Origin of the sequence: Modestobacter sp. Leaf380, assembly GCF_001424485.1 — a bacterium.
Lineage (GTDB): Bacteria > Actinomycetota > Actinomycetes > Mycobacteriales > Geodermatophilaceae > Klenkia.
Genome location: NZ_LMQC01000001.1, coordinates 303,224 through 318,349 on the forward strand (window position 1 = coordinate 303,224; position 15,126 = coordinate 318,349).

The window sequence follows — 15,126 nt, forward strand, 5'->3', positions numbered from 1 at the left end:
GCGGGTCACGCGGCGCCGTCCCCGGTCCGCAGCTCGAGCACGGCGGCGGTGTCCGGGCGCAGCCCGCGGGCGGCGAGCTGGACGGCCTCGGGGGTGACGGCGGCCAGCCGGGCGGCCAGCTCGCCGGCGAGCTCGGCCCGGCCGTGCACCAGCTCGGCGGAGGCGAAGCCCAGGGTGCGGCCGAGCACGGAGTCGGCCTGCCGGAGCAGCTGGGCGCTGGTGCGGGCCTGGACCCGGGTCAGCTCCTCGCGCCCGACGCCGTCGACGGCGATCTTCTCGACCTCCTCGTGCACCGCGGCCAGTACCCGCTCGGGGGTGACGTCGGCCGGGTGGTGCACCTGGGTGGTGAGCGTGGTGGCGTCCCGGACGTCGAAGGGGTCCCCGAACAGGCCCACGTAGGAGGACTGGGCGACGGCCAGGTGGTCGCGGTGCACCAACCGCAGCTCCAGCCGGGAGGCGTCGCCCTCGCTGAGCAGCTCGGACAGCAGCACCGTGCCCAGGTAGGTGTCCAGGTCCCCGACCGGGTCGGGCACCCGCCAGGCGACGGCGACCGCGGGGGCCGGGGCGAGCCGGTCGACGACCACGCCGTGCCGCGGCCCGGTGGGCGAGGGCTCCCCGGTGTAGGGCGTGGGCGGGGCCGGGCGGGCGGCCACCGGGTCGAACCAGCGGCGCACCAGCCGCTCGGTCTCGGCGACGTCGAGGTCACCGCCCAGGCACAGCACCGCGTTGGCCGGGGCGTAGTAGCGGTGGAAGAAGTCCTGCGCGTCCTCGACGGTGGAGGACTCCAGGTCGACGAAGGAGCCGTACCCGTCGTGGGTGTTGGCGAAGGACTCGAAGGCGATCTGCGGCAGCTGCAGCCACGGGAAGGCGCCGTAGGGCCGGTTGAGCACGTTGACCCGGATCTCCTCCTTCACCACGTCGATCTGGTTGCGGAGGTTCTCCTCGGTGATCGCCGGGGCGGCCATCCGGTCGGCCTCGAGGAACAGCGCGCGCTCGAGGGCCTCGGCGGGCAGTGCCTCGTAGTAGTTCGTGTAGTCCTGGTGGGTGGACCCGTTGAAGGAGCCGCCGGCCGCCTGCACCAGGCGGGCGTGCTCCATCTTCGGCACGTTCGCCGACCCCTGGAACATGACGTGCTCGAACAGGTGCGCGAAGCCGGTGCGGCCCTCGGGCTCCGAGCGCATCCCGACGTCGTAGAAGACGCTGACCGCGACGACCGGCACGCTCCGGTCGGGGGCGAGGACGACGCGCAGCCCGTTGTCGAGCGTGAACCGCTCCACCGGGTGCCGCAGGGTCAGATCGGCACCGGCTGAGGTCACGTCCCGACCCTAGTCGCGGGGTACGACAGCTGCTGCCCGCCCGTCGGACACCGGTGTCAGAGGACGTCGACCGCGCCGACGACCCGGTCGATGACGCCGTAGAGCTCGGCGTGGGTGTTGGGGATGGACAGGTACAGCAGCGCGGGCGCGGGGCGGCCGGTGTCCACGACCAGCATCGCGGCGCGCTCGCCGCTGGCCTCGTAGCCCTCGACGTCCCAGCTGAGCACGAACTCGTACAGGTGGGCGGGGGCGCCGTCGACGGTGAGGTCCTCGTCGCGGAGCACCTCGATCTCGTTGGGCGCCGGGTAGTAGTTGCCGCGGGCGCTGTCGGCCACCGCCTGGGTGGTCGCGGCCAGCGAGCCGGGACCGGCCCAGCCGTACCCGGCGGCGACCGGTCCCGAGGTGATCTGGGCGATGAACTGGTCACCGCTGGGGACGCTGTCCTGGGTGACGAAGTACTGCCCGCGCACCGCCGTGGTCTCCAGCGGCACGCCCATCACGTACTCGTACCAGCCCTCGCCGAGGAAGGGGTAGGCGATGCCGGCGTCGGGGTCGACGATCTGCACGGTGCCCGGGGCGAAGGTCGGACCGGTCGCGGTGGGGCCACCGCCCAGACCGGCGGTGGGCTGGGCGACCCCTCCCCCGCCGGCGCCCCGCCCGACCAGCACGACCACGACGACCAGCAGGACGACGGTGGCCACCGCGCCCAGCACGATCGCGAGCGTCCGCCCCGTGGAGGACCGTGGCGCCGGCGTCCAGACCGGAGCCGGGGCGGCCCGCTGCGGCCCGGGGCCGAACGCGGTGCCCACCGCCACACCCGGCCCGGCCGGGGTGGTGACGTCGGACCAGGTGGCGCCGTCCCACCAGCGGACCAGGCCGGGACCGCCGTCGGGGTCGGGGTACCAGCCCGGTGCGACGCCGGACCCGCCGGACGTCACAGCTCGGCCCGGTCGGCGTTGTCGCGGTACCAGGACATCAGCCGCGTCACCCCGTCGGTGTCCCCGCCGCGCAGGCTCACCGTGGAGAAGCCGGGTCGGTCGTCCCAGGTCCAGCTGACGACGGTGTCCCGGTCCTCCTCCACCGAGCAGGACAACCGACCGATGGGCTGGTCGTCGTAGTCGAGCAGCCGCACCCAGCCCTGGTCGCCGTCGGAGCTGCTGCAGGCGAAGTCGTCGTCGCCGTCCAGCTGGGGCAGCTCGCGCCGGGCGACGTCGGCCTCGAACTCCGCTGCGGCCGCCGCGGGCGAGGCGAGCAGCTGGTAGGTCTGCGAGGTGGGCCCGTCCTCGGTGTCGCTGCTGCCGCAGTCCAGGGCCAGCAGCGCCCCGTCGGTGCCGCCGGTGGCCGGGCAGTCCCCCGCGTCGACGTCGGCCGGCAGCCCGACCTCCAGCAGCTGCAGCTGCGCGCGGTCGGCTGCCGAGCGGGCCTCGTCGGCGCGGCGGTCGGTGACCACCAGCAGCACGGCCAGGGCGACCGCGGCCAGCAGGGCGACGACGGCCACCGCGACCCACGCCCAGGGCGTCCGGCGGGCCGGCCGGGGTGCGGCCCCCGGCCCTCCCCCGCCGGCCCACGGTGGTGCACCCGGGAAGGGCGGCGGACCGGCGGGCGGTTGCGGCGCGCTCTGCCCACCCGGCGGCGGTCCGACGGCGGTCGCCCCGGGCAGCGGCCGGACCCGGGTGTCGGGACGGTCGCCGGGACCGCCGGTGAGCCCGATCGTCGTGGGAGCGGTGCCCTCGATCGGCCCGCCGGGGGGTGCCTCGGCGGGGCGGGGCACCTCGACGCCGCTCACGCTCAGCGCGGCCCGGGCGGCGGCGGCCATCCCGCCGGCCGACGTCCAGCGTTCGCCGGGGTCCTTGGCCAGCCCGCGGGCGACGATGCCGTCGAGCAGGTCGGGGACACCCGGGCGCAGCGAGCTCACCAGCGGTGGCGGGGTGTTGACGTGGGCGTACATCTGGCTGGCCGCGTCGGCGGCGGGGAAGGGCCGCTCGCCGGTGAGCGCCTCGAAGAGCACGCAGGCCAGGGAGTAGACGTCGGCCCCGGCACCGAGCTGGCTGCCCAGGAAGCGCTCGGGGGCCATGTACTCGGTGCTGCCGACGGTGAGCCCGGTGGCGGTCAGCGAGGGCCCGGTGGAGCTGTCGACGGTGCGGGCGATGCCGAAGTCGACGAGGTAGACGAAGTCGTCCCCGGGGGCGGAGCCGGCCAGGTCCCGGCCGTCCGGGCGGGCCACGAGCAGGATGTTGGAGGGCTTGACGTCCCGGTGCACCAGGCCGTCGGCGTGCGCGGCGTCCAGCGCCCGGGCCACCTGACCGACGACGTCGACGGCGCGGGCGGGCTCCAGCGGCCCGGTGCGGCGCAGCAGCGAGGCGAGGTCCTCGCCCTCGACCAGCCGCATGTCCAGGAACAGCCGCCCGTCGATCTCCCCGTAGCGGTGGATCGGGACGACGTGCGGCTCGCGCAGCCGGGCGGCGACCCGGGCCTCGCGCCGGAAGCGCTCGCGGTAGGACTCGTCGCTGGCCCACTGCGGGTGCAGCACCTTGAGCGCGACGTCCCGTTCGTGCTCGGCGTCGTGCGCCCGGAGCACCTCCCCCATGCCGCCCCGCCCGAGCACCCCGAGCACCCGGTAGGGACCGAACTGCGCACCCTGCTCCACGGTCGTCAGCGGGCCGGCAGCGGGATGGTGGCCAGCTCGCGCCACAGGTGCGCGGTCGCCTCGGCCCCGCGGTACAGCATGGGCAGCAGGACCCGCTCGTTCGGGGAGTGGATGCGGTCGGTGGGGAGGCCGACGCCCAGGAAGAGCAGCGGGGCGCCCAGCGCGGCCACCAGGTCGGCCTCGGGTCCGCTGCCGCCCTCACGGGTGAAGAGGACGTCGTCCGCGGGGACGTCGAAGGCCTGGCCGATGGAGCGCAGCAGGGCGTCCATGGCCGGGTGGTCCAGGTCGCTGGCGCAGGGGCTGACGCCGCCGGCCGGGACGTGCACGTCGGCCTCGATGCCCTCGGGGGTGTTGGCCTGCACCCAGGCCCGGACCTGCTCGGCGAGGTCGGCGGGCACCTGGTCGGCGACGAGGCGGAAGGTGACCTTGGCGTGTGCCTCCGCGGGGACGATCGTCTTGTGGCCGGGGCCGGTGTAGCCGCCCCACACGCCGTTCACCTCGGCCGTGGGCCTGGCCCCGACCCGCTCCAGCGTGGAGAACCCGGCCTCGCCGGTGGCCGCGCGGGATGCTGCGGGACCGGCCAGCCAGGCGGCCTCGTCGAAGGGCACCCGGCCCATCAGCTCGCGCTCCCGGTCGGTCAGCGGGCGCACCCTGTCGTAGAACCCGGGCAGGGTGACCCGGCCGGTGTCGTCGTGCAGGCTGGCCAGCAGCGTGGCCATCGCGTGCAGCGGGTTGGGGACGGCGCCGCCGAACGAGCCCGAGTGCAGGTCGACGCCGGGGCCGCGCAGGGTGATCTCGGCGTCGGCCAGCCCGCGCATCGCGGTGACGGCGCTGGGCACGTCGGGGGCGGCCATACCGGTGTCGCTGACCACGACGACGTCGCAGTCCAGCCGGTCCCGGCGCTCGCGCAGCAGCTCGACGAAGTGCGGCGAACCGGACTCCTCCTCGCCCTCCACCAGCAGCTTCACGGTGACGGCGGGGGTGTCCCGGCCGGTGGCGGCCAGGTGGGCGCGGATGCCCAGCAGGTGGAAGGCGACGTTGCCCTTGTCGTCGATCGCGCCGCGGGCGTGCAGCTCGGGGCCGGCCGGGGTCTCCACCCGGGTGGGCTCGAAGGGCGGGTGCGTCCAGGCCTCCTCCGGGTCGACGGGCTGCACGTCGTGGTGGCCGTAGACCAGCGCGACGGGCGCACCGGCGTCCGCGGAGGGCCACTCGGCGTAGACGGCGGGGGCCCCGGCGGTCTCCCACACCTCGACGGTGGGGAAGCCGGTGCGCCGCAGGGCCTCGGCCAGCCAGCGGGCACTGGCGTCCACGTCGGCGGCCCGTGCCGGGTCGGCCGAGATCGAGGGGATCCGCAACCAGGCGTCGAGGTCGGCGTGCAGGTCCTCGAGGTGGGCGGTGACGAAGTCGCGTTCGGCGTTGCTGCTCACGCCGCGACCGTAACGCGCCGGTGCGACACGGCCGGGCTACGTTCGGCGCCATGCCCCCCGGACAGCTGCAGGTGGACGTCGGCGACCTGACCTTCGACGTGCGGACCGACGGTCCCCCGGACGGTCGGCCGGTGCTCCTGCTGCACGGCTTCCCGCAGACCTCGCTGAGCTGGGCGGCCGTCACCCCGCTGCTGGCCCGGGCCGGGTTGCGGACCTACGCCCCCGACCAGCTGGGCTACTCCCCCGGCGCACGCCCCCAGGAGTCCGAGGCCTACGCCCTCACCTCCCTGGCGCAGGTCACCGCCGACCTGATGACGGCGCTGGACGTGCCGGTCGCCGACGTCGTCGGGCACGACTGGGGCGCCAACGTCGCCTGGGCGCTGGCCGGCTGGCACCCCGACCGGGTGCGCACGCTCACCGCGGTCTCGGTGCCGCACCCCACGGCCTACACGCTGGCCTACCGCGCCGACCCGGAGCAGAAGGAACGGTCGGCCTACATCAAGCTCTTCTGGCAGGAGGGCAAGGCCGAGCGGGTGCTGCTCGAGGACGACGCACGCCGCCTGCGCCGGCTGCTGGAGGGCGTGGACCCCGAGGCGGTCGAGGCCTACGTGGCCCACCTGTCCGCACCGGGGGCGCTCACCGCGGCGCTGGACTGGTACCGGCAGATGAGCTCGGGCACCCCGGTGGACCCGGTCGGCGTGCCCACCACCTACGTGTGGAGCGACGCCGACGTCGCCATCGGCCGCACCGCGGCCGAGGCCTGCGCCGACCAGGTCACCGGCGACTACCGGTTCCTGGAGCTCCCCGGGGTGTCGCACTGGGTGCCCGAGCACGCCCCGGAGGACCTGGCCCGGGCCGTGCTGGAGCGGGTGGCGGGCACGCCGGCCTGAGTGCCCCGGCCTGAGTCCCCCGGCCTGAGTCGCCCGCCTGCGCTCACCGCGCCGGCTCCGCCGGTCCGTCGTCGGCACCCTCGACCAGGGCCAGCAGGCCGGCCTCGTCGAGCAGGTCGACCGGACGCAGCGTGACCCCGGCCGGCACGTGGTGGAACCCGGCGCTGACCCGGTCCACCGGCAGGCCGACCAGCCGCGACCAGCCCAGCCGGTAGGCTGCCAGCTGCACGCTCGCCGCGGCCAGCTCGGTGGGACCGGGGACCGGTCCGGTCTTCCAGTCGACCACCTCGTAGCCGCCGTGGCCGTCGGCGAAGACGGCGTCGATGCGGCCGCGCAGGGTCAGTGGGCCCAGCGGGGTCTCGAAGGGGGCCTCGACGTCGACCGGCTGCCGGTCGGCCCAGGGGCTGGCCAGGAACGCCTCCTGCAGCGCGGTGAGCGTCTCGTCGGGGGCGGCCGCGGCGTCCCCGGAGCCGGGGAGCTCGTCGAGGTCGATCAGCCGGGACGCACCGAACCGTTGCTCCAGCCACAGGTGGAACGCGGTGCCCCGGCGGGCCAGCGGTGCCGGGGCCGCCGGCATCGGACGGCGCAGCCGGCGGGCGAGCTCGGCGGGGTCCCGGCGCAGGGACACCAGCGCCGACACCGACAGGTGCGCCGGCAGCGCCACCTCGGTGGCGCCGCGGCCGGACTCGGCCCGCTCCCGCAGCAGCAGCTCGGCGTCGCGGACCCAGTCGGTGACCACCGGGTCCTCGACCGCGCCCAGGCCCGGCTCGCCCAGCGGGTGCGCCCGGGTGGCGGTCACCAGCTCGGCCGCCGCGGTCAGCGCCCGTCGGCGGTTGGCCGACAGCGGGTCGGCGGGCCACACCCCGACCGGCCACTCGGCCAGGGCCGGGTTGGCGGCGTCCTCCGGCGGCGCGGGCTCCCACACGTCGACGACGCCCCGGCCGCTGTCGGCCAGCACCTCGACGGCCTCCCGCACGGCCTGCAGCAGGGTGGAGGGGCCGTTGGGCTTGACCCCGTCCCGCCACCAGCTGCCCGAGCACAGCAGCAGGCGCTTGGCCCGGGTGACCGCCACGTAGCCCAGCCGGACCTCCTCGGAGAGCCCGAACTCCTTCCACTGCGCCACGTACTCGCCCAGGGCGTCGCGGACGACGGACTGGTCCCCGGAGCCGGGCACCGGCAGGTGCAGCCGGGGCAGGTCCTCCCGGTCGGTGAGCCGCAGGTCGACGGGCACGGCGCCCGGGTCGTTGATCCAGGAGTCCGACGTGTCGGACTTGCTGGGGAACTGCCCGACGGTCATCCCGGGCACCGCGACGACGTCCCACTCCAGGCCCTTGGCCGAGTGCCCGGTGAGCAGCTGGACCGCCTCGGGGTTGACCGCCACCTCGCCGGGCTCCAGACCGCGCTCGCGGACCTCGGCGTCGGAGAGGTAGCCGAGGAAGGCCGGCAGGGAGGGCAGCTCGGCCAGGTCGGCGAACTGGGCGGCCACGGTGTGCAGCGCGTCCAGGTGGGTGCGGGCGCCGCCGGGACTGGCGTCGGGGTGGCTGGCCAGCTCGGTCTCCAGACCCAGCGTGCGGACCACCTCGTCCACCAGGTCCGGGAGCGGCTCACCCAGCCGGGTGCGCAACTGACCCAGCTCTGCGCCGAGACGGCGGAGCCTACGGTGGCCGTCGGCCGAGTAGGTGTCGGGGCGGCCGAGGTCGTCGAGGGCCTCGACGATGCTGCCCCGCTCGGGGGCGAGCTCCACCACCGGACCCTCGAGGACCGGCCCGTCGGCTCCCCCGGCCAGGGGCTCCGGCCGGCGTTCGCGGACCAGCTGCCGGGCGCGGGCCTCGAGGGCGGCGAGGTCCCGGGGCCCGATCCGCCACCGGGCACCGGTCAGCAGCCGGCCCAGGGAGTCCCCGGCGGTGGGGTCGACGAGCACGGTCAGGGTGGCGACGACGTCGGAGACCTCGGGGACGTCGAGCAGCCCACCGAGCCCCACCACCTCGACCGGCAGCCCCCGCTCGCGGAGCGCGGCGGCGATGCCGGGCAGCTGGGCCCGGCGGCGGGCCAGCACGGCGATGGTCGGACGGCGGTGCGCCGTCGCCTGTACCCCCTCCGGGCGGTCACCGGCCGCGGCCGGACCGTGCCACTCGGCGGCCAGCCGGTCGGCGAGCGCCGCGGTCTCCGCCGCGATCGTCTCGTAGAGGCCCACGTGCACCCGGCCCGGTCCGGCCGTCGGCGCGGCGGTCAGGTCGGGCAGCGGGTCGGCGTGCTCGGGCTGGGGCAGGTCGGCGGCGACCCGGTTGGCGATCGCCAGCACGGCCTCGTCGTTGCGCCAGCTGGTGGACAGGGTGAGCCGCTCGGCGCGCCGGTCGGGGGCGCCGGGGAAGGTGCGCGGGAACCGCTCGATGGTCCCCGAGGAGGCCCCCCGCCAGCCGTAGATGGACTGCCGGGGGTCACCGACGGCCAGCACCGGGTGGTGGGCGTCCCCGCCGAAGAGGGCCTCGAGCATCCGGAGCTGGCCCACCGAGGTGTCCTGGTACTCGTCGAGCAGCACCACCCGCCAGCGGGCCCGTTCCCGGCGGCCGACCTCCGGCGAGCTGGTCGCCGCGCGGGCCGCGTGGGCGACCTGGTCGGCGTAGTCGATGGCCCCGGCGGCCCGCTTGCGCGCCTCGTAGGCCTCGACCACGGGCAGCAGTGCGACCCGGGCACGCTGCCGGCCCAGCACCTTGAGCACGTCGGCGTAGGCGCCTTTCTTCCGCGGCGCGTCCGGGTAGGACCGGACCTGGTGCTCCAGCTGCGCCGTCCAGGCACGCAGCCGGTCGGGGCTCACGTCGTGCTCCCCCAGCTCGGCGGCCAGCTGCAGGACGTCCTCGGTGGTGGTGACCAGACCCAGTGCCACGTCGCTCATGTCCCCGGTGTGGGCGGCCACCGCCGTCGCGGCCTGCCCCCAGCACATGGCCGGGCCGAGCACCCCGGCACCGGGCTCGACGCCGATCCGCAGGCCGTGCTCGGCGACGATCCCGGCGGCGTACCCGTGGTAGGTAGCGACCGTGGGCGTGGCCACGCCCAGCCGCTCGCGCAGCCCCGGGTCGGTGTCGGGGTGCTCGGCCAGCGCGGTCAGCCGCAGCCGGATGCGGGCGCCGAGCTCGCTGGCGGCCTTGCGGGTGAAGGTGAGCCCCAGGACCGCCTCGGGGGCGACGAGCTGGTTGGCCACCAGCCAGGCGACCCGGGCGGCCATCGTCTCGGTCTTGCCCGACCCGGCGCCGGCCACCACGACCATCGGCCGGTCCACCGGGGCCTGGACGACGGCGGCCTGCTCGGGCGAGGGCGCGTAGGACAGCCCGCACCGCCGGGCCACCTCGGCCGGGTCGAGCAGCTCGGGCACCTCGGCGACCCGGGCGGGCACCGCCCCGGGCAGGTCGAAGGACAGCTGCCCGTCGACAGTGCCGTTGCGGGGGGTCACCGGGTCACCTGCCGGCCGGACTCCTGGACCGGGCAGCTGCGCCGGAAGGAGCAGCGCTCGCAGTCGGTGTCGGTGCGGGCCTCGAAGGTGCTCGCCCCCATGCCGTCGCCGACCCCGGCGACCAGCTCCCCCGCCCAGGTCGTGCGCGGGTCGACGTCCTCGGGCAGCGGGGACTGCACGTGCTCCTTGGCCGCCTTCTGGGACCCGCCGACCTGCAGCAGGGAGGCTCCACCGGGCACCGTGCCGTGCTGGGCGAACGCGCCCTCGGCGACGGCGACCTGGTAGGCGGCCAGCTGCCCGTGCTCCTCCACGGTGCGCGGCGCGGTCTTGCCGGTCTTGAGGTCCACGACGACCAGGCGCCCGGCCCCGTCCCGCTCCAGCCGGTCGACCTGGCCGCGCAGCCGGGCCCGGCCCACGGTCACGTCGAAGTCCTCCTCGGCGGCGACCAGCTCGCGGTCGCCGCGGGCGTGCCAGGCCAGGAACTTGGCCAGCATCTCCTGGGCCCGGTCCCGCTGGCGCTGGTCGAACCAGCCCGGGCCCAGGTCCAGCCGGTCCAGCTCCCCGGCGAGGACGTCGGACGCCTGCGCGGCCGGCAGCCCGTCGGCGACCTGCTGGGCGACGTCGTGGACCGCGGACCCCACCGTGCGGGTGGTCTCCGGGGACGCCTCGGCACCGACCGCGCCGAGCACCCAGCGCAACGGGCAGCGCTGGAAGGTGTCGATGGCCGAGGGCCGCACCCGGACGACCTCACCGGGGTCGACCAGCGGCGCGTCGTCGGACAGGGGGGCCAGGCCCCACCAGGACGCCGGGTCCGCCCCGGGCACCCGCTCCTCGGCCAGCCGGCGCAGCAGCGCGGCCGCACTGGACCGGCGCGACGCCGGGGTCAGCGGGTCGGTCAGGGCCCGCCGCAGCTCGGCGACCAGGGCCGGCAGCGTCAGCGCGCGCGGCAGGGGGGTGTGCGGTCGGCTGCCGTCGGCCACGCCGCCCTCCCCGACCGGCGGCGGGACGACGAGGTCGAGGAAGCGCGAGGCGTTCGCGCCGGCGTCGGCCCCCTCCAGGCCACCGTCGACGGCCGTCACCACCAGGCGCCGGCGGGCCCGGGTGACGGCGACGTAGAACAGCCGCCGCTCCTCGGCCAGGGCCAGCGTGCGCCGGTCCAGGCTGGCGGCGTCGGTGCCGGCGACGACCTCGACCAGGTCCTCGGCGCCCAGCAGGCTGGCGCGGGTGCGCAGGTCGGGCCACACGCCCTCCTGCACCCCGGCCACGCACACCAGGTCCCACTCCAGCCCCTTCGAGGCGTGCGCGGTGAGCAGCCGGACGGTCTCCCCCGCCGGTGCGCGGGCGGCACCGCCGTCCCCGGGGAGCTCCTGGGCACCGAAGTGGTCGACGAAGTCGGCGACGGTGGCGCCGGGCAGCCGGTCCACGAACGCCGCCACCGCGTCGAAGAGCGCCACGGCGGCGTCCAGGTCCCGGTCGGCGACCGCACCGGGCGGACCGCCGGCGGCGCTCGCGGCGGCCCACCTCGGTCCCAGCCCGCTGGCTTGCCAGACCGCCCACAGCACGTCCTCTGCCGAGCCCTCCCGCAGCAGGGCGACCCGGCCGGCGGCCAGCACCCGGGCGACCCGCAGCGCCGGTCGGGCCACCGGCTCGGGCAGCGCGTCCAGCAGCGTGGCATCGGCCAGCAGGTCGGCCAGCGGGGCACCCCGCTCGGCGGGGTCGACCCCCCGGGCGACCAGCTCGCGGCGGGCGGCCCGGCGCAACCGGCGCAGGTCCAGCACGGTGGCCCCGCCCAGCGGGGAGGCCAGCAGTGCCTCGGCCCCGGTCTCGGTCAGCCCGGTCTCGGTCGGCCCGGTCTCCCTCACGACAGGGCCACCGGCGTCGGGGGCCGCGTCGGGGACCTCGGTGCCGTCGGGCGCGGCCGCGACCGGCCGGGCCTGGTCCCGGCCGGCCGGGAGCAGTGCCCGCAGCACGGCGAGCAGCGGCTCCACGGCCGGCTGCTGGGCCAGCGCCAGGTCGTCCGCGGAGACCGCGACCGGGACCCCGGACTGGGTCAGCGCGCGCCGGAGGGGACCGAGGGCCACCGAGCTGCGGACCACCACGGCCATCCCCGACCACGGCACCCCGTCCAACAGGTGGGCCCGGCGCAGGGTGTCCGCGACGTGGGCTGCCTCCACGGCGGGGGTGTCGAAGACGTGCACCTCGGCGGCGCCGGGGGCGGTCGCGTCCCCCGCGGCGAGCCGGCGGTGCTCCCAGGGCCCGGGCAGCCCCTCGGCGACCCGCCGGCTGACGGCGAGCAGCTCGGCACCGGACCGGCGGCAGACCCCCAGGGAGAGCCGCTGGGCCGGCCGGCCGTCGGCGTGCCGGAACCGGTCGGTGAACTCGGCGATCCCGCGCGGCTCGGACCCGCGGAAGGCGTAGATGGCCTGGTCCGGGTCGCCGACGACGACCAGGTCCCGGCCGCCGCCGGACAACAGCCGCAGCAGCTCGACCTGCGCCGGGTCGGTGTCCTGGTACTCGTCGACGAAGAGCCAGCTCGCCCGCTCCTGCTCGGCCCGCAGCAGCGCGTCGTCCGAGCGCAGCTCCTCGATGGCCTCACGCACGAGCTCCGCGGGGTCGTAGCCGCTGCCCGACCCGCCGAAGGCCGTCTCCAGGAACGTGACGTCGTCGTACTGGCGGGCGAAGCGGGCCGCGGCCACCCAGTGCGGGCGGTCGCCCTCCCGACCCAGCTGGGCCAGCCGCTCGGGACCCACCCCCCGCTCGGTCGCCCGCAGCACGAGCTCACGCAGCTCACGGCGGAACCCCGCGGTGCCCAGGGCCGGAGCCAGGTCCTCGGGCCAGCGGACCCCGTCGTCCTCGGCGTCCCCGGCCAGCAGGCGACGCACGGTGAGGTCCTGCTCGGCGGAGGTCAGCAACCGCGGCGGCGGGTCCCCGCGCAGCGCCGCCGCCCGGTGCAGCACGCCGAAGGCGTAGGAGTGGAAGGTGCGGGCCACGGGCTCGCGGATGGTGCGTCCCACCCTGGCGGTGATCCGGGTGCGCAGCTCGGCGGCAGCCTTGCGGCTGAAGGTCAGGACCAGCACGCGTTCGGGGTCCAGCCCGGCCTCGATCCGGGCGGCGACGGCCTCTACCACCGTCGTCGTCTTGCCGGTGCCCGGGCCGGCCAGCACCAGCAGCGGCCCCCCGGCGTGGTCGACCACCGCCTGCTGGGTGGGGTCCAGCACCGGGCGGGCTGCAGCGGGCGCCGGCGCACGCACCAACCGGTAGGTCGGTGCCGCCGTCGTCGTCGTGCCCCCTGCTGCCACGTCGTCGATCAGACCACGCGCCACCGACAGTCCGGTGTCACCGCAGGTCATCGTCCCGGGTCGGGCCAGCCCACCGCAGCCAGGTCCACCCGGTTCCCGCGCACCGGCACGCCCTCGGATGCCAGCAGCTCCAGCTGACGGACCCGGACCGGCTCCGCCGCGGTGCCGTCGGCCCGCACCACCCGGTACCAGGGCACGGCCGCACCGCCCTGGGACAGCGCGCGGGCGACCCGCCGGGGACCCACCCCGACGAGCCGCCCGATGGCGCCGTACGTGCTGACCCGACCGGGCGGGATCGCCTCGACCGCGTCGAAGACCGCCTCGTCGACGTCCGCCGACGGGCCGGTCACCGGGTCACCCGACGTAGTCGCTGTTCTCCAGCCACCAGTTGTAGAGGTCGGCGACCTCGGTCTGCGAGGTGCCCGGGGTCTGGACCAGGCCCTCGACCAGGAACTCGTCGTCGGTCCAGATCAGGTAGACGCTGCCGTTGTCGGCGATGCCGCAGGCGATCTGCCCACCGGGGACGGTGCCGCGCACCCAGGTGCCGCTGCCGGTCGTGGTGGTGCAGTCCTGGCCGTCGGCGATCGGCTGCAGGCCCTGGCCGGAGGCGTCGGCCTGGAACACCGAGTCCAGGGTGCCCTGGTCCGGGTACAGGTAGAAGCTCGCCCCCGAGGGGCCGGGCTGGGTGTCGGCCGGGCCGCAGTCGGCGGCCGCGGTGGCACCGTCGGAGGGCAGGTCACCGGCGACGCAGTCGGAGAAGTCCGGAGGCAGCTGGGCGATCAGCTCGTCGTCGCCGTCCGACGTGGGCGCCGAGGAGCTCGAGGACGAGCTGCTCGACGACGACTCCGAGGACGGCGACGCGCTCGTCGTGCCGGCCGAGGACGTGGTCGGGTCGGCGACCGGGGTGGGGTCGTCGTCACCGCCGAGGGTGAAGAAGAGCAGCGCCGCGACCGCGATGACCACGACCAGCCCGGCCACGCCGGCGATGACCAGGTTCCGCTTGCCACCACCACCAGCGGGGCCCTGGGGGCCACCGCCGTAGGGACCACCAGGACCGCCGGGCCCGGCGGGTCCACCGGGGCCGCCGTAGCCGGGCGCCGCGAACTGTCCAGGCTGGCCGGGCTGGCCCGGCATGCCGTAGCCGCCCACGGGCTGGCCGAACTGCTGGGTCGGGGGCTGACCGCCCGGGGCCGGCTGACCGGACTGGCCGGGCTGCTGGCCGAACTGCTGGGTCGGCTGCTGACCCCACCCGCCCTGCGGGCCAGGTGCCTGCGGACCCGGGCCCTGCTGACCGGGGCCCTGCTGGCCGAAGACCTCGGTGGGCTGGTCGCCACCGGGAGCGGGCTGCCCGTAGGGCGGCTGACCACCGGCCGGGCGGCCGTGGGGGTTGTCGCCGAAGGGCGGCTGACTCATGGGTGTGACCTCCAGCTGGGGACGTGTGCCGCCACGCAGCGTAGGGCCCACCTGCGGTCCCGTCGCGTCACGCAACCTCTCTCGCGCGCCGCCCCGACCCGTCCGAGGGGGTCAGCCCCGGCGGCCCCAGCGGGCCAGCAGCCGGGTCTGCGGGTCGGCGTCGGCCGGCACGGCGACCGGCTCACCGGCATGCGCGGGCGGGCCGTCGGGCACCCCGCGCAGCTCGCTCACCAGCAGCGCAGCCGACACCAGCTCGCCGTCCAGCTCGGTGTCCCCGCCGGTGGCCCGGGCGACGTCCCAGGCGTGGACGGTGAGGTCGGTGGTGAGCTCGACGAGCAGGTCGGTGGCCGGGCCCCCGTCGGCCAGCGTCGCGTCCAGCGCGTCGGGCTGGGCCGCGGCGGTGAGCGCGTGGTCCGCGGCGTCCTCCCACGACCCCAGCGGGTCGCCGTCGAGCAGCTCCTCGGTGCCGACCGGCAGCGCGGACCCCGCCGCCGTGGCCCCGGCGAGCAGGGCGGGCACCAGCAACTGCTGGCGGGTGGCGTGGGCGACCAGGTCGGCGACGGTCCAGCCCGGGAGCACGACGGCGTCCCAGCCGCCGGCCTCCACGGCGTCCACCCGGTCGGTGAACTGGGCCTGGGCCCGTTGCAGTCGCTCGATCAGCTCGGCCTGGGTGCGGTCCACGACCC

Annotated in this window: 10 protein-coding genes; 1 reads left to right on the forward strand and 9 read right to left on the reverse strand. The window is 76.7% G+C overall.

Annotated elements, in window-relative coordinates:
* Window positions 1-5: 5 nt before the first annotated feature.
* From ASG41_RS01435 to ASG41_RS01450, 4 genes are read right to left on the reverse strand one after another with little or no spacing between them, the layout of a single operon-like run.
* On the reverse strand, window positions 6-1,316 hold the full coding sequence (locus ASG41_RS01435) for a pitrilysin family protein (protein WP_056288654.1): 1,311 nt from the start codon (window positions 1,314-1,316) through the stop codon (window positions 6-8).
* 56 nt (window positions 1,317-1,372) lie between these two features.
* A complete protein-coding gene (locus ASG41_RS01440) occupies window positions 1,373-2,254 on the reverse strand; it encodes a DUF2510 domain-containing protein (protein ID WP_056288659.1) in 882 nt (293 codons plus the stop codon).
* The gene (locus ASG41_RS24060) at window positions 2,251-3,963 is read right to left on the reverse strand and encodes a serine/threonine-protein kinase (RefSeq protein WP_056288662.1); all 1,713 of its coding nucleotides are present in this window, start codon (window positions 3,961-3,963) and stop codon (window positions 2,251-2,253) included. Before ASG41_RS24060 ends, ASG41_RS01440 begins: the two co-directional genes overlap by 4 nt.
* Window positions 3,964-3,968: 5 nt before the next feature.
* Window positions 3,969-5,390, reverse strand: a complete 1,422-nt coding sequence (locus ASG41_RS01450; RefSeq protein WP_056288665.1) for a M20/M25/M40 family metallo-hydrolase — start codon at window positions 5,388-5,390, stop codon at window positions 3,969-3,971.
* Between the two features lie 50 nt (window positions 5,391-5,440).
* Between ASG41_RS01450 and ASG41_RS01455 the strand changes: the two genes are divergently transcribed.
* A complete protein-coding gene (locus tag ASG41_RS01455; RefSeq protein WP_056288669.1) occupies window positions 5,441-6,280 on the forward strand; it encodes an alpha/beta fold hydrolase in 840 nt (279 codons plus the stop codon).
* A 43-nt stretch (window positions 6,281-6,323) separates the two neighbouring features.
* On the opposite strand, the gene ASG41_RS01460 is transcribed toward ASG41_RS01455, so the two are convergent.
* The 5 genes from ASG41_RS01460 to ASG41_RS01480 all read right to left on the reverse strand — a co-directional run bounded on the left by ASG41_RS01460 (window position 6,324) and on the right by ASG41_RS01480 (window position 15,121).
* Window positions 6,324-9,728, reverse strand: coding sequence for an ATP-dependent DNA helicase (locus ASG41_RS01460; protein WP_082556449.1), 3,405 nt, complete (start codon window positions 9,726-9,728; stop codon window positions 6,324-6,326).
* Entirely contained in the window at window positions 9,725-13,051 is a 3,327-nt protein-coding gene (locus tag ASG41_RS01465; protein ID WP_235564325.1) for an ATP-dependent DNA helicase, read from the reverse strand. Before ASG41_RS01465 ends, ASG41_RS01460 begins: the two co-directional genes overlap by 4 nt.
* A gap of 23 nt (window positions 13,052-13,074) precedes the next feature.
* The gene (locus tag ASG41_RS01470) at window positions 13,075-13,377 is read right to left on the reverse strand and encodes an MGMT family protein (RefSeq protein WP_056288673.1); all 303 of its coding nucleotides are present in this window, start codon (window positions 13,375-13,377) and stop codon (window positions 13,075-13,077) included.
* A gap of 4 nt (window positions 13,378-13,381) precedes the next feature.
* A complete protein-coding gene (locus tag ASG41_RS24065) occupies window positions 13,382-14,440 on the reverse strand; it encodes a hypothetical protein (protein WP_056288678.1) in 1,059 nt (352 codons plus the stop codon).
* Window positions 14,441-14,551: 111 nt separating this feature from the next.
* Window positions 14,552-15,121: a TIGR03086 family metal-binding protein gene (locus tag ASG41_RS01480; protein WP_056288681.1), complete on the reverse strand. Its 570-nt coding sequence runs from the start codon at window positions 15,119-15,121 to the stop codon at window positions 14,552-14,554.
* Window positions 15,122-15,126: the final 5 nt, after the last annotated feature.